At 31.0% G+C, this 24,807-nt stretch carries 27 protein-coding genes; all 27 read right to left on the bottom strand.

The features are described 5' to 3' along the window. The coding region (locus tag ABMA45_RS03095) for an aminoacetone oxidase family FAD-binding enzyme (protein ID WP_348029905.1) at window positions 1-890 on the bottom strand (890 nt) is incomplete at its 3' end. 12 nt (window positions 891-902) lie between these two features. Continuing rightward, window positions 903-1,226 (bottom strand): hypothetical protein, encoded by a 324-nt coding sequence (locus ABMA45_RS03090; protein WP_022088420.1) that lies wholly within the window; start codon window positions 1,224-1,226, stop codon window positions 903-905. A gap of 48 nt (window positions 1,227-1,274) precedes the next feature. Beyond that, a complete protein-coding gene (locus tag ABMA45_RS03085) occupies window positions 1,275-2,939 on the bottom strand; it encodes a putative polysaccharide biosynthesis protein (protein ID WP_022088419.1) in 1,665 nt (554 codons plus the stop codon). A 13-nt stretch (window positions 2,940-2,952) separates the two neighbouring features. Then, window positions 2,953-3,330 (bottom strand): cytidine deaminase, encoded by a 378-nt coding sequence (locus ABMA45_RS03080; RefSeq protein ID WP_022088418.1) that lies wholly within the window; start codon window positions 3,328-3,330, stop codon window positions 2,953-2,955. 11 nt (window positions 3,331-3,341) lie between these two features. After that, window positions 3,342-4,415 carry a DUF3048 domain-containing protein gene (locus tag ABMA45_RS03075; protein ID WP_022088417.1) on the bottom strand — a complete coding sequence of 358 codons (1,074 nt, stop codon included), beginning with the start codon at window positions 4,413-4,415 and terminating at the stop codon, window positions 3,342-3,344. 2 nt (window positions 4,416-4,417) lie between these two features. Continuing rightward, window positions 4,418-4,921, bottom strand: a complete 504-nt coding sequence (gene ybeY, locus ABMA45_RS03070; RefSeq protein ID WP_022088416.1) for an rRNA maturation RNase YbeY — start codon at window positions 4,919-4,921, stop codon at window positions 4,418-4,420. Beyond that, entirely contained in the window at window positions 4,921-5,910 is a 990-nt protein-coding gene (locus tag ABMA45_RS03065) for a PhoH family protein (RefSeq protein ID WP_022088415.1), read from the bottom strand. The genes ybeY and ABMA45_RS03065 overlap by 1 nt, the downstream gene beginning before the upstream one ends. Further along, window positions 5,897-7,078 carry a sporulation protein YqfD gene (locus ABMA45_RS03060; protein WP_022088414.1) on the bottom strand — a complete coding sequence of 394 codons (1,182 nt, stop codon included), beginning with the start codon at window positions 7,076-7,078 and terminating at the stop codon, window positions 5,897-5,899. The genes ABMA45_RS03065 and ABMA45_RS03060 overlap by 14 nt, the downstream gene beginning before the upstream one ends. A 337-nt stretch (window positions 7,079-7,415) precedes the next feature. Next, entirely contained in the window at window positions 7,416-7,592 is a 177-nt protein-coding gene (gene rpsU, locus ABMA45_RS03055) for a 30S ribosomal protein S21 (protein ID WP_005362674.1), read from the bottom strand. Window positions 7,593-7,727: 135 nt separating this feature from the next. Next, window positions 7,728-10,367, bottom strand: coding sequence for an alanine--tRNA ligase (alaS, locus tag ABMA45_RS03050; protein WP_022088412.1), 2,640 nt, complete (start codon window positions 10,365-10,367; stop codon window positions 7,728-7,730). 254 nt (window positions 10,368-10,621) lie between these two features. Further along, the gene (gene spoIVA, locus ABMA45_RS03045) at window positions 10,622-12,094 is read right to left on the bottom strand and encodes a stage IV sporulation protein A (protein ID WP_022088411.1); all 1,473 of its coding nucleotides are present in this window, start codon (window positions 12,092-12,094) and stop codon (window positions 10,622-10,624) included. Window positions 12,095-12,149: 55 nt separating this feature from the next. Beyond that, complete coding sequence (locus tag ABMA45_RS03040; RefSeq protein WP_022088410.1) at window positions 12,150-12,665, bottom strand: cob(I)yrinic acid a,c-diamide adenosyltransferase; 516 nt, start codon at window positions 12,663-12,665, stop codon at window positions 12,150-12,152. Window positions 12,666-12,689: 24 nt separating this feature from the next. Then, a complete protein-coding gene (gene cls / locus ABMA45_RS03035; RefSeq protein ID WP_022088409.1) occupies window positions 12,690-14,273 on the bottom strand; it encodes a cardiolipin synthase in 1,584 nt (527 codons plus the stop codon). Window positions 14,274-14,277: 4 nt separating this feature from the next. Beyond that, the gene (locus ABMA45_RS03030) at window positions 14,278-14,943 is read right to left on the bottom strand and encodes a GTP pyrophosphokinase (RefSeq protein ID WP_022088408.1); all 666 of its coding nucleotides are present in this window, start codon (window positions 14,941-14,943) and stop codon (window positions 14,278-14,280) included. A gap of 6 nt (window positions 14,944-14,949) precedes the next feature. Next, window positions 14,950-15,960 carry an NAD(P)H-dependent glycerol-3-phosphate dehydrogenase gene (locus tag ABMA45_RS03025; protein WP_022088407.1) on the bottom strand — a complete coding sequence of 337 codons (1,011 nt, stop codon included), beginning with the start codon at window positions 15,958-15,960 and terminating at the stop codon, window positions 14,950-14,952. Window position 15,961: 1 nt separating this feature from the next. Continuing rightward, window positions 15,962-16,621, bottom strand: a complete 660-nt coding sequence (gene plsY, locus ABMA45_RS03020; RefSeq protein ID WP_022088406.1) for a glycerol-3-phosphate 1-O-acyltransferase PlsY — start codon at window positions 16,619-16,621, stop codon at window positions 15,962-15,964. Further along, window positions 16,622-17,944 (bottom strand): ribosome biogenesis GTPase Der, encoded by a 1,323-nt coding sequence (gene der / locus ABMA45_RS03015; RefSeq protein ID WP_022088405.1) that lies wholly within the window; start codon window positions 17,942-17,944, stop codon window positions 16,622-16,624. 39 nt (window positions 17,945-17,983) lie between these two features. Beyond that, window positions 17,984-19,342: a DUF512 domain-containing protein gene (locus ABMA45_RS03010; RefSeq protein ID WP_022088404.1), complete on the bottom strand. Its 1,359-nt coding sequence runs from the start codon at window positions 19,340-19,342 to the stop codon at window positions 17,984-17,986. 59 nt (window positions 19,343-19,401) lie between these two features. Beyond that, window positions 19,402-20,241 carry a peptidoglycan editing factor PgeF gene (gene pgeF / locus ABMA45_RS03005; protein ID WP_022088403.1) on the bottom strand — a complete coding sequence of 280 codons (840 nt, stop codon included), beginning with the start codon at window positions 20,239-20,241 and terminating at the stop codon, window positions 19,402-19,404. Further along, window positions 20,241-20,591 carry a YraN family protein gene (locus ABMA45_RS03000; protein WP_022088402.1) on the bottom strand — a complete coding sequence of 117 codons (351 nt, stop codon included), beginning with the start codon at window positions 20,589-20,591 and terminating at the stop codon, window positions 20,241-20,243. The genes pgeF and ABMA45_RS03000 overlap by 1 nt, the downstream gene beginning before the upstream one ends. 25 nt (window positions 20,592-20,616) lie before the next feature. Then, a complete protein-coding gene (locus ABMA45_RS02995) occupies window positions 20,617-21,381 on the bottom strand; it encodes a ribonuclease HII (protein WP_022088401.1) in 765 nt (254 codons plus the stop codon). 10 nt (window positions 21,382-21,391) lie between these two features. Next, window positions 21,392-22,231, bottom strand: coding sequence for a ribosome biogenesis GTPase YlqF (gene ylqF, locus ABMA45_RS02990; protein WP_022088400.1), 840 nt, complete (start codon window positions 22,229-22,231; stop codon window positions 21,392-21,394). A 163-nt stretch (window positions 22,232-22,394) separates the two neighbouring features. Next, the gene (rplS, locus tag ABMA45_RS02985) at window positions 22,395-22,742 is read right to left on the bottom strand and encodes a 50S ribosomal protein L19 (protein WP_022088399.1); all 348 of its coding nucleotides are present in this window, start codon (window positions 22,740-22,742) and stop codon (window positions 22,395-22,397) included. Window positions 22,743-22,839: 97 nt separating this feature from the next. Further along, on the bottom strand, window positions 22,840-23,586 hold the full coding sequence (gene trmD / locus ABMA45_RS02980) for a tRNA (guanosine(37)-N1)-methyltransferase TrmD (protein WP_022088398.1): 747 nt from the start codon (window positions 23,584-23,586) through the stop codon (window positions 22,840-22,842). Then, on the bottom strand, window positions 23,586-24,095 hold the full coding sequence (gene rimM, locus ABMA45_RS02975; RefSeq protein WP_022088397.1) for a ribosome maturation factor RimM: 510 nt from the start codon (window positions 24,093-24,095) through the stop codon (window positions 23,586-23,588). The genes trmD and rimM overlap by 1 nt, the downstream gene beginning before the upstream one ends. Before the next feature lie 138 nt (window positions 24,096-24,233). Next, entirely contained in the window at window positions 24,234-24,461 is a 228-nt protein-coding gene (locus tag ABMA45_RS02970; RefSeq protein WP_022088396.1) for a KH domain-containing protein, read from the bottom strand. Between the two features lie 18 nt (window positions 24,462-24,479). After that, the gene (gene rpsP / locus ABMA45_RS02965; RefSeq protein WP_022088395.1) at window positions 24,480-24,725 is read right to left on the bottom strand and encodes a 30S ribosomal protein S16; all 246 of its coding nucleotides are present in this window, start codon (window positions 24,723-24,725) and stop codon (window positions 24,480-24,482) included. Between the last annotated feature and the right edge of the window lie 82 nt (window positions 24,726-24,807).

Genomic DNA, 24,807 nt, shown 5'->3' with positions numbered 1-24,807 from the left:
CCATTAGCTATTTTTGACGGTAACATTCCTTTTAAAGCATATAATACACTTTTTCCGTTATCTTTTTGTGTAATAATAAATTTTTCTATATCCTCACTCTTAATATCAGGTAAATAATCAACTGTTATTTCAACATCTTTTTCTAAATTTATAGCTCTGGAAATATAATTACAGCAATTAAATATAGGAATTCCTGATAAACCATAATCAGTAAATTGCACTTCTCCGGTTTCCTTATACACTGATGCTCCTTCTATAAAAGCTGTTACAGTTGCTTTAGTTCTTACGCCCGCAAAAGATTTACAGATTTTATTTTTGCATACAATTCCTGTTAATCCGGGAACCTGTTCAATTATATTATGGCCAAACATTTTTGCATAACTGTATCCACTTCCATCAGAACCGGTTTTTGCAGCAGACTTTCCACCAGTTGCAATTATAAGCTTGTCGGCTATAATTTCTTTATTATTACCCTTAATTATAAATTTATCATCTTTTCTATACATTCTTGTAATATGAAAATCAGTAATTAATTTTACATTTCTTTTATACAATTCACTTTGCAATACATCAATAACAGATGCTGCCTGCTCACTCATAGGATAATAATATCCATTTTTATCTTTTAACATTAAACCGCAATTATAGAAAAATTGTTTTGTATCATCGACAGAAAATTCGTTTAATACTATATCTGCAAAGTCCTGATTATTATATTTTTCTTTTGAAACTGATTCATTAGTCAAATTGCATTTTCCATTACCGGAGATTCTTATTTTAGAGCCTATTTTTGATGTGTGTTCTAAAATAAAAACCTCATTATTTTCATTTGCTACATTTATTGCAGCCATCATTCCTGCCGCTCCGGCACCGATTATACATATTTTCATTGTAAATATTCCTCAACTGGTATTAGCCTCAAGAAATTTAAATAATTCTTCTGCTGTATCAAAGTAAAAACCTTCAGCTAAAACATCCTGCTCTTTTTTTGACAAACTGGACACTGGTATTTCTGTGGATGCAACAACAGTTGCTCTATCATTTTCAAATACTACAATGTATCCTTCCACTGATTGCAACCAATAGCCTTCTTTTTCTATTACTTTAGCATTAGTCTGAGAATTATTCTTCTTTGATTGTTTATCTGTTCCAATATTATATCCAATTACAAATGTTGCAACAATTACAGCTGCAACTAAACAAAAAATATATGCACGCTTGTTCATAAATAAACTCCTTTGCATATATTTTTTACCGTTTTATATTTTTATATACTACAGCAGATGAATTTTTTTACATATTTTAATAATCATAGTTCCTTTTGGAACAGATTCTAATTCATTTTCTGTAACAATTTTCGTTTTAATAACCATAATTCCATATACTGCAATAGCTACACATATAGCGATTAACGTTGATATTGTATTACTTCCGATTAATTTATGGAATAATAAATAAACTAAATAACAACATATAGACATAATTACCGATGAAATAATAGGTTTAACAAATGTATTTTTTATTTCCTGTGTATAGCCTGTATAATTTTTTATTGAATATGAATTTAATACACATACTGTCATTGCAAATGTGAAATCACCTATTACAACAGCGTATATTCCTAATTTGAATACAACAAGTAATAAAGGCAAAATAACTAAATGAATACCTAATGAAATTGCTGAATTCTTAATAGGAACATTCAATTTATCAATTCCTTGTAATATTGAATTACTGATTGTTGATAAAGAAAATGCCGTAACTGTAAATACACTAAACATCATCATGTAAACAATCATATCATTACTCAAATTAGGAAATAGCATTTTGTTGATTGGTCCACCTAATACTGATAATCCAAAGCCACAAGGCAGGGCAATTATCATTGAAAATTTAATTGCTGAATCTATTTTATTATTTACAATTAGTTTATCACCGGCAGCATATGAACGAATCATTGACGGTACAATTGCTGCCGCTAATGCAGATGCAATAGCTATTGGCATAGTAGTAAGTACTCTATACTGTGAGCTGTATACACCCCACAATGCTAATCTTGCATCTTCTTTTAAGCCAAATTTCAACTCCATAATATTCTGGAAAATCGGATTATCCAACAAGTTGCTAATGTTATAAATTGTTGTACTTATGAGCATTGGTGTAATTGTAAATATAATCATTTTTGTTATTCTACTAAATGAATCCAATGCGCCTTTATCCTGCTTTGAAATGTCAGCTAATATATCCGACTTTCTTTTTAAGTAGATAATAATCAGGACTAAAAGAGCTGTAGCCGCACCAAGGCATGTACCTAAAGTTCCACCTGCAGCACCATATGATATTGCATTTGCTTCTGCTTTACTTTCTGATAACATTGTAGAAACAGAGTATCCATAATTTAATAATTCGTATGCTGCAAATACACTTACAAAAGCATTTACAATCTGTTCAAAAATCTGAGAAATCGCAGTTGGCACCATATCTCCAAGTCCCTGCATATAACCACGGAAAACTCCTAAAATGCATGCTATTGTTAATGTAGGAGCTAATACCTTTAATGCTCTTCCGGCTGATGGAGCATGATAAAATGTTGAAGCAAGCCATTCTCCGCCAAAAAATGCAATTAATCCACATATAACACCAATTACAAGCCCGTATATTAATGCTCCTTTAAAAATTCTGTGAGCATTATTATTTTCATTTCTTCCTAATTTTTCAGAAACAAGCTTTGAGACTGCAATAGGCATACTTTGTGATGATAATAAAATTAAAATATTATACACATCATAAGCCGTGCCATAACATCCCATGCCTTTTTCACCTAAAATATTAGTTAAAGGAACACGATATATTAAACCTATAACTCTTACTAATAAACCTGCTACAGCTAAAATACTTCCTTGTAGAAGAAAGCTGCTTTTTATTTTTTTCTTTGACATTGAAATCTCCTAATTACATACGAAAACTTTCCGGCATCAAGTCAGAAAGTTTGTATTCTCTTATTTCCTTATCATTAGTTACAACAATTATTCCATTTTCATCCATAAATTCTGTCATAACCTGTCTGCATATTCCGCATGGATACGCAAAATCGTGCGTAGAACATACAATTACTATTTTGTCAATTTTTGTACATCCATCTGATACAGCTTTGAAAATAGCACATCTTTCAGCACATATAGTTGCGCCGAAAGATGCATTTTCAATATTACATCCTATGTAAATTTTTTCACCACATAAGGCAACTGCTCCTACATTAAATTTACTGTAAGGTGCGTATGAATTTTTCATTGCCTCATATGCTTTTGATATCAACTCATCATTACTCATAATACTCACTCTTATTTTGAAATTTTTACATTATCAGAATATTCATTCTGAACCATGCAAATCCATGTTTTACCATCATTTAAAACAATTTCATTTCCTGCTTTATCTAAATATGTAGTTCTTCCAAGCTTGTCTGATTTATTCCAAGTAATTTTTTCAGCCTTACCGTTTGTAATATACCAACCTTTTCCTGAGCCTGTTAAAGTCATATCCAAACTCTTATTATCAGGATAAAGAGTAGCGTTAACATACTGAATAATTATATTAGAACAAGACAGCTGTTCATTGTTCTGATCATCAATGTGTGCTTTTCCATATTGGAATCTCTTATATAATCCTGTAGCTGCATCATATTCAAACCAAGGTTTATTTACCGGGTAACCAAGTTCTACTTTATTGGCAATCTTTTTGCTTGCCAAATCTACTTTAGTTCCCTCATCAGCAAATTGGAAATGCGAATTGTAATCTTTCTTGTAATTCTTTCTATAGCCTAATTCTTTTATTCCTTTTTTAATTCCTGCACCATCAATAAAACAGTTATGTGGTGCAACTCTATCTGTTGTTCTAAAGAATATACTGTTAGCTACAGACTGATATGAACCTACATTATCAATCTTATCGCTTTTAAGAAAATCAAGTGCATATTTAGACTGACCAAAATGAACATATATTGCATCCCATTCCAAGGCAAAATAACAATAATAAATTCTGCAGCTTCTTATTGAACCAATCTTTTTAAGATCATCGTAATTTTCAAAAATACCCATTATACGTGTTATGCATCCTTCAACAGGTGCTTCATAGCACACACTTGCATTGCTAAGTCCTGAATGAGGAATTGCATTTATAATGTTATTGTACATTACGGCAACAGGTCTTCTATTACCAATTTTTTCATCTACATATTCACCGGTTAATTTACTTCTTACCTGTCCGATATGTGAATTGTCGACAGTTGTTTCTTCAATTGTTGTTTCTTCAACAGTTGTTTTTTCTTTTTTTTCAGTTTTCTTTCCTTTGCATCCTGTTACTAAAATCATAGCTACCATGATTAATGTTAATGTTGTTAGTATCTTTTTTTGCATATTTACTCCCTCGTAATTCCTAAATTTATTAAAATATCATTTTGTTTTCTTTCCATTTCTACCCTTTCATCTTCCTCCATATGATCATATCCAAACAGATGAAGCATACTATGGGCAACAAGAAAAGCAAATTCTCTTCTAACTGAATGATTAAATTCATGCGCCTGACTTATTACACGGTCATATGAAATAACAATATCACCTAAAATTAATTCTCCGGTATCTAAATCATAATAATCATCAATCTCATTAAAACCTGTAAAATCACCCGGCTTATCATAATCAATCATCGGAAATGATAATACGTCAGTTTCTTTGTCAATTCCTCTAAACTCGTTATTTATCTCATGAATTCTTTCATTAGTTACTATAGTTACATTGACTTCGCACTCATATGGACATTTCACATAATCCACGGCTTCATTAACAACCTCTTCTATAAGTTTTTCATAATCAAGTCGTTCCTTCATTTCTTTGTCATATTCATTTTCAATATAAATATTCATTATTTCTTTTCCCTTTGTTGTTTCTTTTTTGCCATTTTTTCATCATATTCTTCATACGCTTTAACGATTTTCTGAACAAGAGGATGTCTTACAACGTCTTTGTTCGTCAAGCTAACAAAACTTATATCCTCAACTTTACTTAAAACCTTTAACGCAACATCTAATCCTGAAACAGCGTCTCTAGGTAAATCTTTTTGAGTTAAATCACCAGTCACGATTACCTTTGATCCAAAGCCGATTCTTGTTAAAAACATCTTCATCTGTGCAGGCGTAGTGTTCTGTGCTTCATCTAAGATAATAAATGCATTATCTAATGTACGTCCACGCATATAAGCTAAAGGAGCAACTTCTATAATTCCCTTTTCAGAATTATGCATAAAACTTTCTGCCCCCATTATCTGATATAACGCATCATATAAAGGACGTAAATATGGATCAACCTTGCTTTGTAAATCGCCTGGTAAAAATCCAAGATTTTCTCCTGCTTCAATAGCCGGTCTTGTCAAAATGATTCTGTTTACCTCATCATTTTTTAAAGCAGTTATTGCCATTGCCATTGCAAGATATGTTTTACCTGTTCCTGCCGGGCCAATTCCAAATACAATCATCTTCTTACGTATTTCATCTACATAATGCTTCTGACCTAATGTTTTAGGCTTAACAGGCTTTCCTGCCGCAGTTCTGCATATCATATCATCATCTAATTCAACAATCGCCTGTTCGTTATCCTCAAAAGATAATGATAACGCATAATCAACATTTTGCTCTGTTATTTCATTGCCACGTAAAGATAATTTAAAAAGCTGTTCAAATACTTTTTTTGCCCTTTTGGCAGCAACTTCACCACCAATAATTTTTATTTGTGAATCTCTAGATATAATGGTGACATGAAGTGTTCTTTCTATTTTCTTTATATTTTCATCAAAATTTCCATAAATCTTTTTTTCATGCTCAGCAGGAATATCTATAATACTCTCAATCACGCTCATTAACTGTAGTTCCTTCCTCTGATATACTTAACTCTTCAAGTGACCCAAAAGGTTGAACAACTGTCACCTGTCCTTTTCCTATATATTTGTCACCGACAATCTCCATTTTAACATTTTTTTCTAGAATTTTATACCCTTTTTGTTCTAAAGTCATTAAATAATATGTAAAATCATTATCTATTAGTGTTTTTATTTGAATTTTATTCCTTTTTACTTCAACATATTTAAAAGGAATATTTGTAATTTTTGTAAATGTAACAGGCAGATAATAATTTCTCAAAAAATGAAGTTTATTTTTTTCAATCAAAATGTCTTTATTTTTGCCTTCGCCATTTAATATTGTCATATCACCAAACGAAACGTTAAAATATGAATATTTCTTTCCATATTTTTTTACTTTTTCTTTTATTTTATATTTTTTATTAAATTCATATTTAACTTTGGCATAAATTTCACCGTCAGCCTTAACATATTTCTTAGCTATAATTTCTTCAAATTCGTTATATGTATCTACTTCTCCTGAAATTAGCAAATCACCTTTTTTAACTTTGTCACCTTTCTTTACATTGCCGACACCTGTTCTTGTTATTATGCTATCTATTTGTGCATCACAATTTGCAATAATATTATACGGAGAATTTTCCTGTTCCTTTATCGTTCGATTATAATTTTCATTTACATGAATTATGAGATTTGTCCCTTTAATTTCTGCACAAACCCATGTTATATCAGAATATTTATTACGAATCTTTTTTTCTATTTCATCGCAATCAATTTTTCCTTTATATTCTCCTACATATACGTTTTGTTTTCTTATAAAATTATATAATTCATTGGAAGTATGCATTACATTGCCATCTATTGTAATGTTCCAGATAAACATAGATAATATAACTACAATCAATAAAAATGATGCTAACGAAATACCAAATATTTTTATGTATTTAATTTTTTTTATTTTATTTATATTTCCAATTTCGGAAACATTTTTAATTTCAATATTGTATTTCTCGCATTTTTCTGTTAGCCTTGCTAAATATTTTTTGTTTATAAGAAAAGTAGCTTCGTTATTTGAAATCTTAATCTCTCTATACTCTAATTCGTTAAATTTCAATAATCTTTTTATATCGTAACTATTAATGCAAATTTCTACAAAATGATATTTCATTAAGATCTCCTATTATTTTCATACAGATTTTATTATTATAATATTCGATATTTAATCTGTTACCCTTTATAAATATATAGTAATGTTTGCACTTAACTATTATGTTTGTATCTGATAATTCAATTATTGAAATATAATTTTCTATATAAGCACACCTTTTCCCTAAAATATCGACAATAGATTCTTTAAAAACTACATCTGTAGGTATTTGGCCGGCATCACAAATTTTATATTTATCTATAGCTTTTCTCCACATATAGCTATTATTATTAAGTATATGAATTGTTTAAAATATAATACATAAAAAAACCGGAGCATAAACTCCGGTTTTTTATAATTAATTATACTTGCGCTTTCTAGCAGCTTCTGATTTCTTCTTACGCTTAACGCTTGGTTTTTCGTAATGTTCTCTTTTACGAATCTCCTGCTGAATACCAGCCTTTGCGCAATTTCTCTTGAATCTACGTAAAGCACTGTCGATTGATTCGTTTTCTTTAACGATAACGCTTGACATTCTTTCCTTACCTCCCTCCAGTTACGATATTCCTAAAACTGTAGGTATTGTGTTTCATAACACACAAAAAATATTATAACATATATTTCCACATCGTCAACCACTTTTTATAGTATATTGAAGATTTTTTGCTTATTATTTAACCTGGCTTTCAAGAACTTCTTTAGCCTTTGCTAACGCGTCATCTGCACCTGCAGGATTCTTTCCTCCGGCCTGTGCCATATTAGGACGGCCACCGCCGCCACCACCAACACATTTAGCTACTTCCTTAATGATATTTCCGGCATGTGCACCTTTACTGATTGCATCATCACCAGCCATTGCAATAACATTAACTTTATCGCCTAAAGTTGATACGATAACAACAACTCCATCGTTTGTCTTTTCTTTCATCTGATCGCCTAAATTTCTCAAACCATTCATATCAACGTCTGCGACTTTTATCGCTAATAACTTAACTCCATTTACGTCAACAATCTGGTCATCAGCATTTCCAACAGATGCATTAGCAATTTTGCTCTTGAGTTTTTCGTTTTCACTCATAAGAGCTTTTATTTCTTCCTGCATAGCTTCAATTTTCTTTACAAGTGCTATAGGTTCAGTTTTAGCAACCTTAGCTGCAAGATTCATTTCTTCTTCAATTGATTCATAATGTTTCATAAGACCTGTTGATGTTAAAGCTTCAATACGTCTTACTCCGGCAGCAATACCTGATTCTGAAACAATCTTAAATGCTGAAATAACGCCTGTATTTGCTACATGAGTACCACCACATAATTCAACTGAAAAATCACCCATTGAAACAACTCGAACCGTTTCACCATATTTTTCGCCAAACAATGCCATAGCCCCTGTCTTCTTAGCATCTTCTAATGACATTTCTTTAGTAATTACAGGAAGATTTTCAGCGATTTCATTGTTTACAATATCTTCAACTTTCTCAATTTCTTCAGGAGTCATAGCCTGGAAATGAGTAAAGTCAAATCTAAGTCTATCTGCAGTAACTAATGAGCCTGCCTGTTCAATATGATCTCCTAATACAATCTTTAAAGCTTTCTGTAATAAATGTGTTGCACTATGGTTTTTGCCTGTATCTTCTCTATTATGCTTATTAACCTTAAGTGTAACATTATCTCCAACAGAGAACATTCCCTTAGTAACCTGTCCTATATGACCAATCTTTCCACCTAAAAGCTTAATTGTATCTTTTACTTCAAATTCACTGTCGCCGTTTGTAATTACACCAATATCTCCTGCCTGTCCACCCATTGTAGCGTAGAAAACAGTTTCATCAACAACTATTGTTCCCATATCACCATCAGTGATTGCTTCTACAATTTCATCTTCAGTTGCAATTGTTGAAATTACTGATTCATTTTCTAATTTGTCATATCCTACAAATTTAGATGTGATATTTTTATCCATCTGCTCGTAAATTGTAGCATCTGCACCCATGTAATTTGTTTTCTTTCTGGCTTTTCTAGCTTTTTCTTTCTGTTCTTCCATGCATGCTTTAAATCCGTCTTCATCAACATTAAATCCTTTTTCTTCAAGGATTTCCTTTGTCAAATCAAGAGGAAATCCATATGTGTCATATAATTTAAATGCATTTTTTCCTGAAAGAGTCTTTGAACCTGCATTATCCATTTCTTTTTGCATATCAGTAAGGATTCCAAGTCCTTGATCTATTGTCTTATTGAATTTGTTTTCTTCTTCAGTAAGAACTTTAAAAATCATGTTTTTCTTTTCTTCTAATTCAGGATAACCGTCTTTTGAACTTTCAATAACAGTTTCACTTAATTTTGCAAGGAATTTTCCATCAATTCCAAGTAAACGTCCGTGTCTTGCAGCACGTCTGATTAATCTTCTAAGAACATAACCTCTTCCTTCGTTAGATGGCATAATTCCGTCAGAAATCATAAATGTAGCTGAACGGATATGGTCTGTTATAATTCTAATTGAAACATCCCATGCATATTCTTTTTTATATTCTTTTCCTGAAAATTCACAAACTTTATCTCTTAAAGCTCTGATTGTATCAACATCAAAAATTGAATCTACATCCTGAACAACAGTTGCAAGTCTTTCAAGACCCATACCTGTATCAATATTTTTCTGTTTAAGAGTTGTATAATTTCCTTTTCCGTCATTTTCAAACTGTGTAAATACGTTGTTCCAAATTTCAATGTATCTGTCGCACTCACAACCTACTGTGCAATCCGGCTTACCACAACCATATTTTTCACCACGGTCATAATAAATTTCTGAACATGGTCCGCAAGGTCCTGCACCATGCTCCCAGAAATTGTCTTCCTTACCAAACTTAAATATTCTATCAGCAGGAATACCCATTTCTTTGTTCCATATATCAAATGCTTCGTCATCTTCAAGATAAACTGAAGGATAAAGTCTATCTGCTTCCAATCCAACAACTTCTGTCAAAAATTCCCATGACCAATGAATTGCTTCTGTCTTGAAATAATCTCCAAATGAGAAGTTACCAAGCATTTCAAAGAATGTACCATGTCTTGCTGTTTTACCTATATTTTCAATATCACCTGTTCTGATACATTTCTGACATGTAGCTACTCTTGTCTTAGGTGGAATTTCCTGACCTGTAAAATATGGCTTAAGAGGTGCCATACCTGCATTAATCAACAATAAGCTGTTATCATTGTGGGGAACTAAAGAAAAGCTACCCAATACCAAATGGTCTTTAGATGCAAAAAAATCTAAATACATTTTTCTTAATTCGTTTAATCCGTATTTTTGCATTTATTTATCCTCCAAATATTAATCCTTATGCTAAAACTCAATAAATAATTCTAGCATAAGGACTATTGTTTTTCAAGATTATAGATTGATTTAATTTGCATTATAGGTTGATTTAGTTTGCATACTTACGCATCTATTTGTTAATGCTCGCTATCATATTCTTAAGTAAATATATTTAATTTTTCTAATAGACAATCGAATGCAGATATCTATCTTCATTTAAACATATAGACGAATGCTACTTGATTTTAGCTTTACAACAGAATACAAATAACCCCTTTGCTTTGGTCGTTAGTGATTTTTTCTATAGTATTTTGCATTCTACCCTGAGTTTCATCACTCATTCTACTGATTTTTGCAACTATCCCATCTTTAACAATTTGTTCAATTGTTTTACCAAAAATATTAGTGTCCCATATATTTGCATTTTCATCTGTCTTTTGTCCGTTTATATAATCAATTAAATCATTTGCCTGTTCTTCACTTCCTATTATAGGAGAAATTTCAGTTACTATATTTGCTTTGACAAAATGCATTGATGGAGCATTAGCTTTAATTTTAACTCCAAACTTTCCACCACTTCTTATCAATTGCGGATTCTCAAGTGTTATTTCATCTTTTGTAGGCACTACTATTCCATATCCTTTAGTTTTAACTTCATCTATTGCATAATTTACTTTTTCAAATTTATCTTTTTTTTCAGCAAGTTCCTTTACAAAACTAACCAGTTCAAGTTCATTATTGATTTGTGTATTAGTCATTTCACTTAATGTCATATAGTAATATTTATCATATATAGCATAGGTTATTGTTACCTCTCCGTCAGACAAATTAACATTATTAATCGTGATTGATTTTATGTACGGGTTTTCTTTAGTATTTGGCAAAGAATTGATATCTTTTATTTTATTAAGAACCATGAGTATGTTTCTTGACAATTCTAAAACCGCATTCTTAATTTCGTTGTCATCTTCTAAAACATTTACCCACTTAGGGCACATAAAATTAATCTTTGCTATTGGAAATTCAAACAAAATTTTGCTTAGAATTTCATTTATATCTTTTTCGCTTAACTGAAGACAATTAAGCGGAATGACAGCTGACCTGTAATTGCTTTCTAATTTTTTTACGACACTTTTACACTTCTCTGATTCAGGTTCCATTGAATTTACAACTATAACAAAAGGTTTATTTATTTTTTCCAATTCCTTAATTGCCATATCTGTTGCTTTCATGTAATTTTCAGACTGAATATCTGTAAAGCTTCCATCTGTAGTTATGACAATCCCTATAGTTGAATGTTCTGAAATAACCTTTTGAGTTCCAAGTTCCGCTGCTTTAGAAAAAGGAATTTCCTGTGTCAACCATGGAGTTTTTACCATTCTCTCTTTATCTTCTTCTAAATATCCGGTTGCACCATCAACCATATAACCTACACAATCTATAAGTCTTACGCTGGCATTTATATCATTTTTCAAATTAATATTAACAGCCTTATTTGGAATAAATTTAGGCTCTGTGGTCATAATTGTTTTTCCGGCTGCTGATTGTGGCAGTTCATCCTGAGCTCTTTTAATATCATTTTCATCTTTTATGTTTGGAATAATTGCTAAATTCATGAAATTCTTTATAAATGTTGATTTTCCTGTTCTGACAGGCCCGACAACACCAATATAAATTTCACCGTTTGTACGGTTTTTAATGTCTTTATAAATACTAAAATCCATAAAAATAACCCCTTTACATTTTTTATAATTATATGCAAAGAGGTTTTATATATTCTTAATATTCTATACCTTTACGGGCATTTACACCACTTTCAAATGGGTGTTTTATACAATTAATTTCCGATATATAGTCTGAAATTTCTACATATTTTTCTTCGGGGTTTCTTCCTGTCAATATTATTTCAGTTTTATCTTTATATTCACAAATAATCTTATATGCATAATCTTTATCCAACAAATTTAACTCATTTGCAGAGTTAAATTCATCAAATACTACCATTGATATATTATCTGATTTTAAAATTTTTTCTGTTTCTTTTATTAAATTTGTATGGATATCCTTTAAATCGCTCTTTTCAGAAGCTGTCATATTCCATATAAATTTTATTGGACCTGTTGGATGCAAAACATAAATATTGCTGTTATTTTTTAAAAAGTTTATTTCTCCGGAAAGACCATCTTTCATAAATTGAACAAATATTACTTTTTTATTATAGCCTAACATTCTAACAGCCTGACCGACAGCAGATGTTGTCTTTCCTACACCATCGCCACACTTAATATGAAGCATATTCATCCTCCCTTTAATACAACATTACATTAACGGAGCAATCATTTTTAATATTGAACCACATAATTTATATAATGCCGACCGATTTCTACAGTCTTCTAATGTGATTTTTTTAGATTTCTGTAATGTTTTTTCGAAATCATCTTCTATTAATGATATTTCCTTGTTTTTATACATTAAACATCCACATTCAAAATGAAGATATAAACTTCTGTAATCTAAATTAATTGTTCCAACAGTCGCTTTGTCATCATCAACTACAAATTGTTTTGCATGTGTAAATCCCGGAGTGAATTCATATATTTCAACTCCATTTTTAATTAATTCTTCATAATAGGTTCTTGCAAGACAATACGCATATGCTTTATCTGGAATTCCCGGCATGATAATTTTTACATCAACACCTCTTTTTGCAGCAAATGTCAAAGCCTCCATCATCACATTATCAATTACAAGATAAGGTGTTATTATATGAACATATTTTTTTGCAGTATTTATAAGGCTTAAATATACTTGTTCTCCAACTTTTTCATCATCAAACGGCTCATCTCCATATCCAATAATATAGCCTGATGTATCCGGCAACGAAGGACAGTCTACATCTAAATATTTATTATAATCGCCAATAATTTCTTCATCTACATTCCACATTTGCAAAAATAATAACGTAAAACTTTTAGCAGCTTCTCCTTCTATCATAACAGCTGTATCTTTCCAATAACCAAATCGCTCTTTTAAATTCATATATTCATCGGCTAGATTAATTCCTCCGGTAAAAGCAATTGTTCCATCTATTACAAGATTTTTTCTGTGATCTCTGTTATTTTGATGCGTTGAAAGAAACGGTCTCATTGGATTAAAAGATTTAGCTTTTATTCCATATTCTCTAAGTTTCTTAAAATAACCCATTGGAAGTTTGGTTAGAGAACACATTCCGTCATATATTACACGGACTTCAACCCCTTCTTTAACTTTTTGTTTTATTATTTCAAGAACAGAATTCCAGACTTCACCTTCTTCAATTATAAAATACTCTAAAAATATAAATGATTTTGCCTCTTTTAGTTTTTTTATCAAATAATCATATTTTTCTTCTCCTGAAGCAAAATATGTAATTTTTGAATTCTCATATGGTGGACATCCTGAATATTTATAGATGTATTCTCCTAAATTTTCTATAAGCGGATCATCTTTTTGCAATTTATCTTTAATGTCTGTTTTATATTCTAAATAATTATCCGACCTGTGGTTAATTACTTCTAATCTTTTTCTTAACAGCACAGATGTAGGTTGAAATTTTACAAACAAATATAAAAGTGCACCAAAAATTGGAATTATAAGAATTACAATTGACCATATCATTTTCATGGTTGGATCTGATTTTTTTTCATTAACAATATAAAGAACCAGAAAAACAGTGATAATTCTTATAAAATCATAAAATATCTTAAATTGCTCATTTACATGCCAAAAAAAGTAGAACAATACAAGAAGCTGCAGAAAAATAAGCAGGACAAAAATGAATATACGGCTGAATATAAGCTTAACAATCCCATTTTTACCTTTCTTTGCTGTTTTCTTTGCAGTTTCTTTTGCTCTACTTTCCATAAATTTAATCCTCGTTGTCTAACAAATTTTGTCTGATATTTAACATTCTTATATCTGTTTCGTAAATTGTATCTGCACAATCCGTTAATTGCTTAATTGATTCCACATTAGAATTTTCAAATTTCTTATAGTGTATCTGATGTTCTAAACTAGCCCAGAAATCCATAGCAATTGTTCTTATTTGTACCTCAACTTTTACACCCTTCTTTTCATTAGATAAGAAAATAGGAATTTCTATAACCAGATGCAAACTTCTATAACCATTTTTCTTTGGATTTTTTATGTAATCTTTTCTGGTTAATTCTTTAACATCATCCTGACTTGTAAGCATGTCTGCAACGCTATATATATCATCTAAAAAAGAACATATAATTCTAATTCCCGCAACATCATCTAAATTGTTCTGTACACTTTCTAATGTTTTATCCAAATTTTTTCTATCTAACTTTTCATATATACTATCAGGAGATTTAATTCTGGTTTTAATTGATGCTATAGGATTTCTCATAGTATTCGCAGAAAATTCCTTGTTTAAAACATCTAGTTTTGTTTTTACTTCTAGAATCGCGCATTCATAATATGTCATGAGCATTTTAAATTCTGTAGGATCAATATCAAAATTTCCAATCTGCCCTATAAATTTATTTTGTATTTTTTTCAAATCATCCATATTACTTTACTTCCACAATAAATCTATATGTTCACTTGTATTATCTCTGTTCATTAACTCATTAACTGCATCTAAAGGCTTCTTTCCATTAAACAATACATCGTTAACAGCTTCTGTAATTGGCATATCAACATGATATTTTTTTGAAAGATTAAGTGCAGCTTTTGCAGATACAGCACCTTCAACAACCATATTTACTTCCTTAACAGCTTCTTCTAAAGAATATCCCTGTCCAATTAATACTCCTGCACGTCTGTTTCTTGAATGTTTACTATCACATGTAACAATCAAATCACCAATTCCTGATAATCCGTTAAATGTTCTTGTGTGACCACCCATTGCAGTTCCTAAAAGACTAATTTCCTTCATTCCTCTTGTAATAAGAAGTGCTTTTGTATTATCACCAAATCCTAAGCCATCTGAAACTCCGGCAGCTAATGCAATAACATTTTTTAAAGCTCCACCAAGCTCAATACTTTTTCTGTCAGGACTTACATATACCCTGAAGTAATGATTTGAAAAAGCATCCTGAACCTTAACAGCTGTTTCTTTAGTTGTTGCTCCTACTACAACGGCTGTTGGAATTTTACGACCTACTTCTTCGGCATGACTTGGTCCTGATAATGCAACTGCATCACAATTTGGTAATTCATCTTCAATTATTTCCGTCATTGTATTAAACGTATCATCTTCAATTCCCTTAGCAACATCTACAATAATCTGACCATTTGGAATCAAATCCTTTAAAAGTTTTGAAGTACTTCTTACAAATGAAGATGCAACTGCCATAACAATAATTTCTGCTCCATTAACAGCACTTTTTAAATCATTTGTAATTTCAACTGTTTCTGGAATGATTACTCCCGGAAGACTTATTTTATTTTCTCTATGAGTTTTAAGTGCTTCGACTTCTCTGTTTACTGCTGACCATATTGTGACATTATGACCATTATCATTAAGAACCATAGCTAATGCTATAGCCCATCCACCACCACCTAATACTGTAATCTTTGACATATTATGCCTCCTTCTTTTCGCCAACTTTTCGTTCTGTACCATTGGCTAATCTTTTTATATTGTCTTTATGTCTTACAAAAGCAAGTGCTGTCATAAGACCTGTAATAATGTACGCTTCAATTCTGCATTCCGGATTAAGATTATGTACCATTCCAAGCTGACCCCATACAATCATTTCTATTAACAATGAGCCCATAAGCATTAACGATGAAAATGATACATACTTTGTTATATATAAAGATATAAAAAACACAAAAAATCCAAGAACAACAAATTTCCAATCATATATAGCTAAAGATGTAATCATTCCTGCTGACGCCGCAATTCCTTTTCCACCTTTAAATTTCATGTAAAACGGAAAATTATGTCCTAAAATAACACCAAATCCAGAATAAAGCAATAAAACAAACATAATATTTTCACATGATTTATGAAACAAAGCATAAACAAGCAAACCACAAAATACTGCTTTTAATGCATCAACAAAAAATGTGATTAATCCTGCTTTTTTACCAAGAACACGCATTGTATTTGTTGTTCCTGAATTTCCACTTCCAAAATCTCTAATATCAATATTGTTTATCTTGCCTAAAATGTATCCCATTTCTATAAGGCCGAAAAAATATCCTAAAACTATGCAAATAATTCTCTGAGCAATCATTTAACTTTCCTTTCGTTCCCTTATAATAAATCTTAAAGGAGTTCCTTTGAATCCAAAACTTTCTCTTATTTTATTTTCAATATATCTTGTATATGAAAAATGCATCAGTTCTTTATCATTTACAAATATAACAAAAGTTGGCGGTTTAACTGCTACCTGTGTTATATAGTATAATTTCAATCGTTTACCCTTGTCTGATGGCGGCTGCTGTAAAGCAACTGCTTCTGTCATTATTTCGTTCAATACACCTGTTCCAACACGCATTGACTGATTTTCTAAAACTGTATCAATCATATCAAATAATTTGGGAAGTCTCTGACCCGTTTGGGCAGAAATGAACATTATTTCAGCATATGGCATATACGCAAGTACATCTCGTATTTTTGCAGTAAACTGATATATTGTTTTATCATTTTTTTCAATTGCATCCCATTTATTAACGGCAATAATTACACCTTTGCCATTTTCATGAGCGATTCCCGCGATTTTAGCATCCTGTTCTGTAATACCTTCTGTTGCATCAATCATTACAACAACTACATTCGCTCTTTCAACGGCTGTTACAGTTCTTATAATACTATATCTTTCAATTTCTTCTTTTATTTTCTTTTTACGTCTCAAACCTGCAGTATCAATAAATACGTACTCCTTACCATTCCATGTAATTTCAGTATCAATTGCGTCTCTTGTTGTGCCGGCTATATTTGATACAATTACACGATTATTTCCTGTAAGTTTGTTTACCAAAGATGATTTTCCTACATTTGGCTTACCTACAACTGCAATTCTTGGTCTTTCATCTTCTTCCTCTTCTAATTCGAGCCCGTCAAAGTGTTCAACTACACGGTCAAGCAAGTCACCAATTCCAAGTCTTGATGATGCTGATATAGGCTGTGGATCACCAATTCCTAAATTATAAAATTCATATACATCAGGCATAAATTTATCAAAATTATCCACCTTGTTAACAGCTAAGATTACCGGCTTATGACTTCTTCTAAGCATGTCAGCTACTTTTGTATCTGAATCGACAAGTCCCTGACGTACATCTGTTATAAATATAATTACATCAGCAGTATCGATTGCTATCTGAGCCTGTTCTCTCATCTGTGATAAAATAATATCTCTACTGTCCGGCTCAATTCCGCCTGTATCAATCAATGTAAAATTATGGTTAAGCCATTCTACATCTGCGTAAATTCTATCTCTTGTGACACCCGGAGTGTCTTTTACTATAGAAATCATTTCTCCTGCCAATGCATTAAAGAGCGTAGATTTTCCTACATTAGGTCTTCCTACAATGGCAACTATTGGTTTACTCATATCTAATCTCCTATTTGTATCTGTTTAATTTCAAGTACTCTACAATTCATATTTAGAATTTGTACTTATTTTTGGATTATTATCTTCATTTTCGTTTATAATGGTTTTCACAAAATCCATTCCACTAGATTTTACAATAATTGTATTTATTTGTAAATTCTTTTCAAATTCCTCTAATGTCATGTCATCTAAAAATATATTTTCATCAGCTTTCAATGTATTTGTAGGCAAAAGTAAGTTATCCCCTAATTCTTTTCCCGAAAGTTGAGAACATATATCCTGTCCTGTAAGAAGTCCTGTAACTGTAATTGAATGTCCAAAATAGTCATTAATTATTTTATATACGTGTACATTTACATTTGGAAATTTTTTATTTATCTTGTCACAACTTGACTTTATAGTATCATATGCTAACACTCCACTTATTGTAGATACATTTATAACTCTATCATCACCTTCAATAGAATCAAGGTAATCCTTCACCTCTTCTATAAAGCTTCTAATCATTCCTACACCATTTTCCAGTTGTAAATATCCATCATACCTCTCTTCTTCAGGCATTTCTCTTTCTGCTAAAATATACCATTCATCACTTGCATGTATAAAGTGTATCCCATATTTTTCATAAAAATGCTTCTGCCATTTTTCAATAGTATCTATTACAGCACAAGCATCTTCTTTCTCAAATAATTCTAAAGGATATAAACCGTCTCTAAATTTTGTAAGACCTGAAGGAACAATAGAAACACTTCTCATATTTGGAATATATTTCTCTAAATCACTAATCGTTCTTTCTAGTTCTTCTTTATCATTTACATTTTTGCATAATACAACTTGTCCATTCATTTCAACGTCAGCTGCGTTTAATCTATCTATATATTTAAGTTTATCACCGGCAAATCTGTTATTTAGCATTTTACATCTAAGTTTAGGATTTGTAGTGTGTACAGATATATTAATTGGAGATAGATTATATCTTATTATACGGTCAACATCATTTTCATTCATATTAGTTAAAGTTATATAATTTCCCTGTAAAAATGAAAGTCTCGAGTCATCGTCTTTAAAATATAAAGTCTCTCTCATACCGGGTGGCATCTGATCAATAAAACAAAACATACATTTATTACAGCATGACCTATATTCATCCATAAGGCCGTTTTCAAATTCTAAACCTAACTCTTCATTTTCATCTTTTTCAATTTCTAATTCCCACTGTTCGCCATTACTTTTTTCTATTACAACATCTATAAATTCGTCCATACACAAAAGCTGATAATCAAATATATCAACTATTGTTGTACCATTTACTTCTAATAGGTAATCCCCTGCTTCTATTTCCATTTCTTCTGCAATAGAACCCGGAGTCACACTCTTTATTAAATGCCTGTTATTCATATGATTCTCCATTTTAGTACAAATAATAGTTATATGAAGGAAACATGATTAAGCTGATATTATTTAAGCATTAAAAATGCAGCTAAGTTTCCTCTTTTTCCATGATGCCCCCTATGAGAAAACAATTCATCTTTATTGCAGCATGTGCAAATATCTGTAGTGTAGATATTGTCATATTCAACACCCGCATCAAGAAATACCTGTTTTACACTTTCCCATAAATTTAACTGATATTTTCCATTCCCTTTATTATATAATATTTTATTATTTTTACCAAATTCGTTTATAAATTCATTTGCAACGTCTTCGCTTATCTCATAACAATCCTGGCATATTGACGGACCAATACAGCAAATTACATCTTTTGGATTTGTACCATAATTTTCATTCATTAATTTCAATGTATTATCACCTATGCGTTTTACTGTTCCTTTCCATCCTGAATGCGACAAGCCAATTGCTTTATTAACCGGATCAAGTATATAAAGAGGAACACAATCAGCGTAATATGTTGTCAAAACAATTCCCGGAACATTTGTTATTAAACCGTCTACATCAGAATAGTCCCTGTCCTTTGTAATGCCTTTACCACAATCTTCTTTTGTAACAACTCTTACATTAGTAGTGTGTGTCTGATTTGTCGTAACTATATTTTCATATGGAAATCCGACAGCCTTAGCAAATATTTTATGATTTTTTAATACATTTTCATCTAAATCTCCCCTGTTAAATCCTAGATTCATGGATTCAAGGCAGCCTACACTTACACCACCCTGTCTTGTAGAAAATGCATTGACAACCATTCCTGTCTGTTCTAATGCATTAAAACTGATATAAGGAATTCCGTTTCCAAATTTTATACTTGTTGTTGTTCTGTTCTTTTTATTTAATATAATCATTACATTGCTCCAAATGCATTCTTAATTAATTCTATATTTTCACCTTTAATTGCTACAACATCAAAGCGATAATTTAGATTTTCGACTAACTTATTAGCCATTATATATATATTAGCACATTTAAATAACTTCTGTTGTTTTTTATAATTTATCGCTTCTAAAGCATCGCCATATTTATTATTCTCCCGATATTTCACCTCGATAAAACATAAATATTCTTTATCTTTTGCAACTATGTCTATTTCTCCACTTTTGCATGAAAAATTTCTATCAATTATTGTATAGCCATGTTCAATCAAATATTCTGTAGCTATATCTTCTTTATACCCTCCAATAATTCTCTTATTCAATATCTCTCCTTATACGGTAAGCTAATCACTTTACAAAATTAGTAATAAATGTTTCTCTATGAATAGGACAAGGGCCGAACTTCTTAATTGCCTCAATATGTTTAGCTGAACCATATCCTTTATTTGAAGCAAAATCATATTCAGGGTACAACTTATCATATTCTACCATCATCGCATCTCTGGTTACTTTCGCAATTATACTTGCAGCTGCGATAGATTTGCTTTTAGCATCACCTTTAATAATTCCAATCTGTTTAATATCTACACCCGGAATATTTACGGCATCATTTAAAAGAAGGGTTGGCTTAACTTCTAACTGACTTATTGCAGTACGCATAGCTTCATATGTTGCCTGTAAAATATTGATTTCATCTATTTGAGCAGGACTAACCATTGCAGTTTTTGCAGCAACAGCTTTTTCCATTATTTCTTCATAAAGTTCTTCTCGTTTCTTTGCAGAAAGTTGTTTTGAATCATTTAAATATAATATATCACAATCTTTAGGCAATATTACAGCTCCTGCAACTACAGGACCGGCTAATGGTCCACGACCAACTTCATCTATACCGCAGATAAATTCATAATCGCTGTATTTTCTTTCAAATTCACCCATCTTGTAGGTACGTTGCAATTCAAGTTCATACTTTTCAAGCATTTTTTGAGCTTTTGCTACAAGTTTTTTTACACCTTGTCTTTCGTCAACGTTAAATTCCATTATAAAAGAATTTAATTCTTTGACACTTAAGTTTTTTAATATATTATTTATATCACTTATACTTTTTTGTCCCATTTTATGTTCCTTACAGTCTATCTAATGTAATTTTTCCTAATTTTCCACTTCTAAATTCTTCAAGTAAAATTGAAGATGCTTTTTCTAAGTCTAAAACATTTCCTTTTAATTTACATCCTCTTACTTCTGCTATTCCTTCTAACATCTTTAATGGATCATCATTCTTTTCTACACCAAATCTGTTAGGTATAGCATTTTCATAACTATTATTTAATATTTTTACAAATTCATATGCCATATCGCTTACATCAAGAATATTATCATTTATGGAACCGATTAACGCTAATTTAAGCCCTATAGCCTGATCTTCAAATTTAGGCCACAAAATACCCGGTGTATCTAATAATTCCAATGTTTTACTTAATTTAATCCACTGTTTTCCTTTTGTAACGCCCGGTTTATTTCCTGTTTTTGCACAATTTCTTCCGGCATATGCATTAATAAATGTAGATTTTCCTACGTTTGGGATACCAACAACCATAGCTCTTACAGGTCTGTTTTTAATTCCTCGTTTACGGTCTCTTTCAATTTTTTCTTTACACGCCTCATTAACTACATTATTTATCTCTTTAATCCCCGATTTGTTTTTAGAATTTATTTTTAGTGCATGATAACCTTTTTCTTTAAAGTATTCAATCCATTTTTCATTTTGATCATCATCAGCCAAGTCCGATTTATTAAGTAAAATCAAGCGAGCTTTATTTTTTCCTAAATCATCGATGTCCGGATTTCTACTACTTAAAGGTACTCTTGCATCTACAAGTTCAATCACTAAATCAATTAATTTTATATCTTCCTGCATCTGACGTTTTGCTTTTGTCATATGTCCCGGATACCACTGATAATCCATATTTCCTCCTTAATTATACATAAAACGTTATTGTATTTCATAAAATCATTACTAATTACTTACTTTAAAATGATATCGTATATTTAAACATTTAAATATATCTAATCTTCAAGTTTAAAAAAAGGAGTGAGTTAAATACTCGCTCCTTTTTATGGTATAATAATTATTTAACTAATTCTTTAACCTTAGCTGCCTTACCAACTCTGCTTCTGATGTAGTTAAGTTTAGCTCTTCTAACTTTACCTTTTCTAACTACTTCGATTTTGTCGATTGTAGGTGTGTGTAATGGCCAAGTCTTTTCAACACCGATACCGTTTGAATTCTTTCTTACAGTAAATGTTGCTCTTGTGCTTCCACCCTGTTTCTTAATTACTAAACCTTCGAAAACCTGAATTCTTTCACGGTTTCCTTCTTTAATCTTAGCGTATACTTTAACTGTATCACCAACATTAAAATCTGCTACGTTTTCTTTTAACTGAGCTGCCTCAATTTCTCTGATAATATCGTTCATAACTGCCTCCTTATTTCATTAGACATTCTTAATGCTATCAAAGCAACAGCGGAACATCTCCTTTTTACAGCATTTGTAATAATACCATAAGACTATATCATTTGCAAGCATTTTTTTCATTTTCTAATTTTTCGATAAATTTTATATCTTCTTTTGTTAAATTAGCTTTTTCCATCAAATCAGGACGTCTCTTAATAGTTCTGATTATCGACTGCTCTCTTCTCCATTTATCTACTTTAGCATGATCTCCCGATAAGAGAATTGGTGGTACTTTTTTATTCATAAAAGTATCAGGACGTGTATATTGCGGATACTCCAATAAATTATCATTAAACGATTCGAATTCAGCAGATACGTTATTATTCAAGACACCTGGAATAAGTCTTGAAATGGTATCTATCATTACCATCGCCGGGAGTTCGCCTCCTGTAAGGACGTAATCGCCAATAGAAACATTATCTGTAACTATCATTTCTAAAACACGTTCATCTATACCTTCGTAATGTCCACATAAAAATACCAAATCTTTTTCTTTGGCAAAATCTTCTGCCATGCTTTGGTTAAACGTCTCTCCTTGTGGAGTTAAATAAATAACCCTTGGCTTATATCCTATTTTTTCCACAACGGATTCATAACTTCTATATACAGGTCCGGGTTGCATAAGCATTCCTGCTCCTCCGCCATATGGATAATCATCAACCTGACCATGTTTATTTCCGGAAAAATCTCTTATATTTATTGCATTTAAATTTATTAACTTCTTGTCAATTGCTCTTCCTGTAATGCTTGTATTTACTCCATTTGTAATCATTTCCGGAAAAAGTGTTAATACATGATAATTCATTAGTCTAGCAATCCTTTCATGATATGCACAGTAACAATTTTGTTTTCTATGTCTAGTTTCTTGACGCATTCATCAATCTTAGGAAGTAATACTTCTTTGTTGTCTAATGTTTTAACAACATAAACGTCATTAGCACCTGTCTGCATAACATCTTCTAAAACACCAAATTCGCTACCATCTTCAAGAATAACTTTTGCCCCTAATATATCTGCTATATAATATTCGCCTTTTTCAAGTTTAACTGCATTATCTCTGGAAACTAAAATATCTTTTCCTTTATAGCATTCAATATCATTTATATTGTTATACTCTTTAAATTTAAGAATAACCATATTTTTGAAAAATTTTACTGATTCTACGTTTAAATCTATATATTCTTTCCCTGTATCTAAGATGCATTTTTTTAATTTTTTAAATCTATTAATATCATCTGTTGTAGGATATACCTTTACTTCACCACGTATACCATGTGTATTTGCAATAACTCCTACCCTAAAATATTTTTCCATATATTTCCTTTCAAACAGTATCTATTAAATGTTATTTAATGTTAGATCTTAGTTATATTTTTAAATTTTTAATGATAATTAAATTAACTTTTTAAATGATTAACGGGACTGAATTCAGTCCCGTTGCACTTGTGGTTACTATATAATGTCCACTATAACTTTTTTGTCGCATTTTGAAGATGCAGCTTTAACAACAGAACGAATTGCTTTAGCAATCTTTCCCTGTTTTCCGATAATCTTTCCAACATCATCAGTTGCAACCTTCAATTCTAAAACAATAGTTTTATCTGTTTCTTTTTCAGTAACAACTACTTCGTCCGGAGAATCTACAAGTGCTTTTGCAATTGTCTCTACTAATTCTTTCATAGTTAGACCTCCTGACTATTATTTTTCAATACCGGCAATCTTAAGTAATTTTCCTACTGTTTCTGTAGGCTGAGCTCCGTTTGATAACCATTTCTTAGCTGCTTCTTCGTTGAAATCAAATACGCTAGGATCTCTGTTTGGATCATATGTTCCGATTTCTTCAATAAATCTACCATCTCTTGGTGATCTTGAATCTGCCACTACAATTCTGTAGAAAGGAGCTTTCTTCTTACCCATTCTCTTTAATCTGATCTTTACTGCCATTTTACTTTCCTCCGTAAAAAATTAATTATAATTATTATTTATATATATTAAGAAAACCAATGTCTTCGTTAATATCAATATT

It is taken from the genome of Eubacterium sp. CAG:156 (assembly GCF_000434315.1).
In the GTDB taxonomy this organism is placed as follows: Bacteria; Bacillota; Clostridia; order Lachnospirales; family Lachnospiraceae; genus Eubacterium_U; species Eubacterium_U album.
This window is presented reverse-complemented; position numbering and strand designations above follow the sequence as displayed.